Source organism: Micromonospora phytophila (assembly GCF_023656545.1).
Lineage (GTDB): Bacteria > Actinomycetota > Actinomycetes > Mycobacteriales > Micromonosporaceae > Micromonospora > Micromonospora phytophila.
In genome coordinates this window covers 1-2,503 of sequence record NZ_JAMOKF010000528.1, presented here as the reverse complement: position 1 = coordinate 2,503, position 2,503 = coordinate 1, and the positions used below count along the sequence as shown (strand labels likewise).

General features: G+C 76.1%; 2 protein-coding genes. One reads left to right on the top strand and one right to left on the bottom strand.

Features of this window, described 5'->3' with window-relative positions:
* The coding region (locus NCC78_RS30790) for an ROK family transcriptional regulator (protein WP_250798928.1) at positions 1-934 on the bottom strand (934 nt) is incomplete at its 3' end.
* A gap of 168 nt (positions 935-1,102) precedes the next feature.
* On the opposite strand from NCC78_RS30790, the gene NCC78_RS30785 reads away from it, so the two are divergent.
* A partial coding sequence (locus NCC78_RS30785; protein ID WP_250798926.1) for a glycoside hydrolase family 3 N-terminal domain-containing protein occupies positions 1,103-2,503 on the top strand: 1,401 nt, incomplete at its 3' end.

The following is a 2,503-nucleotide window of genomic DNA, read 5'->3' as shown; positions in this document are numbered from 1 at the left end:
CCAGCCGGCGGGCCAACTCGTCGAGCATCGGGCCACCGGCCGTGCCGTCGGCGATCGCCGCGCGGACCCCGCCGGCCGCGCTGTCGTCCGGGTAGCCGTGCGCGCGGGCCAGCTCGCGGACCGCGTCCCCCCCGACCAGCTGCTGGAACGCCGGCTTGGCCCGGCGGGAGACGTCGCGCGGGATGGGCGCGCCGGGCACCGGCAGGTAACCGATCTCCCCCGCCGCGCCGCTGCTGCCGTGGTGCAGCCGCCCGCCCAGCATGACCGCCAGCCCGACGCCGGCGCCCACCCAGACCAGCACGAAGTCGGCCAGCCCCTGCGCGGCGCCGGACTGCGCCTCGGCGACGGCGGCCAGGTTGACGTCGTTCTCGAAGACCACCGGGGTGTGCAGGTCCTCCCGGAGCGCGGCGAGCAGGCCGCTGTGCCAGCGCGGCAGGTTGAAGGCGAAGGTGATGTCGCCGCTGGCCGGGTCGACCAGGCCGGGGGTGCCGAGCACGATCCGCCGTACGCTCGAAAGCTGCGCCTGCGCACTGCTGGCCGCCTGCACCACGGCGTTGTGCACCACGCCCACCGGGTCGTCGGTGTCCCGGGTGGACTGCTCGACCCGGCCGATCACCGCCCCGGTGATGTCCGCGCAGGCGGCGACGACCCGGTCCGGGCCGACGTCCACGCCGACCACGTGCGCGCTGCCCGGCCGCACGGCATAGAGCTGGGCGTTCGGCCCCCGCCCGCCGGCCTGCTCGCCGACCCGGGTGACCAGCCCCCGCTCCTCCAGCCGCTCGACCAGCTGCGAGGCGGTGACCTTGGACAACCCGGTCAGCTCGCCGAGCCGGGCCCGGGTCAGCGGGCCGCGCTCCAGCAGCAGCTCCAACGCCGCACGGTCGTTGAGCGCCCGCAACAGGCGGGGGGTGCCGGGCAGCCGGGTCGCACTCATGCCACGTCCTCTAAATTTTAATTAACTTTGCTAACTGTAAACGGACCTGCGAACGGGTAGCCGTAGCGTATCGGCCACCCGGAACCGGGGCGCTCGGCCGACCCGGCACGTCGGCGACCGCCTCCGGTACGACATCCGTGCCCTCGGGCACCGAAAGGGGAGGATCACGTGGGGTTGGATCCAGGACTGCGCCGGCTCGCGCTGGGCACGCTGCTGGCCGCGTACCCGGGGCCGGTGCCGCCGGACTGGGCGGTCGACCTGGTGGCCGAGGGGCTCGCCGGGCACACCCTGTTCGGCACCAACATCCACAACCCGGGGCAGGTGGCGGCGAGCACCGCCGCGCTGCGGGTCGGCCGGTCGGACGTGCTGATCGCGATCGACGAGGAGGGCGGGGACGTCACCCGGCTCGCGCACGCCACCGGAAGCCCGTACCCGGGCAACGCCGCCCTCGGCGCGATCGGCGACGTGGCGCTGACCCGGCGGGTCTACGAGGCCATCGGCGCGGAGCTGGCCGGCCTGGGCATCACCGTCGACCTCGCCCCCACCGTGGACGTGAACACCGCCGACGAGAACCCGGTGATCGGCACCCGGTCGTTCGGCGCGGACCCGGTCCGGGTCGCCGCGCACTCCGCCGCGGCGGTCGCCGGGCTCCAGGCGGCCGGCGTCGCCGCCTGCGCCAAGCACTTCCCCGGGCACGGCGCGACGGTCGCCGACTCGCACCACGAGCTGCCCACCGTGGACGTGCCGCTCGACGTGCTGCGCCAGCGCAACCTGCCGCCGTTCGCCGCGGTCGTCGCCGCGGGCGCGCAGGCCGTCATGACCGCGCACATCCGGGTGCCGGCGCTGACCGGCGACGGCCCGGCCACCTTCAGCCGGAAGGTCCTGGTCGACCTGCTCCGCACCGAATACGGCTTCACCGGCGCCGTCATCACCGACGCGCTGGAGATGAAGGGCGCCGCGGTCGCCGCCGGCGGGATCGGCCCGGCCGCCGTCCGGGCCCTGGCCGCCGGCGCCGACCTGCTCTGCATCGGGGCGCAGGTCGACGCCGAACTGGTCGAGCGGGTCGTGGCCGAGATCGTCACGGCGCTGACCGACGGGCGCCTGGACCGCAACCGGGTGGAGGAGGCGGCCGGCCGCGCCGCGACGCTCGCCGCCTGGACCCGGGCCACCGGCGTGACCTCGGTGGGCACCACCGATCTGGGGTACGCCGCGGCGCGGCGCGCCGTCCGGGTGGAGGGCGTGCTGACCGGCCTGGCCCACCCGCTGGTGGTGCAGCTGCACGCCGCGTCCACCATCGCCGAGGGGCGGGTGCCGTGGGGGCTCGGCCCGCACCTGGACGGTGCCGAGGAACTGCGGGTGGTCGCCGCCGAGACCGACCCGGCGACCCTGCGCCGGCTCGCCGGGAACCGGCCGATCGTGCTGGTCGGCCGGCATCTGCACCGGTTGCCCGGCGGCCCGGAGCTGGTGACCGCGCTGGCCGCCGAGCACCCGGTGACGGTGGTGGAGATGGGCTGGCCCGCGCAGTGGCGGCCGGCCGGCGTCCGCGCCTTCGTCACCACGTACGGCGCG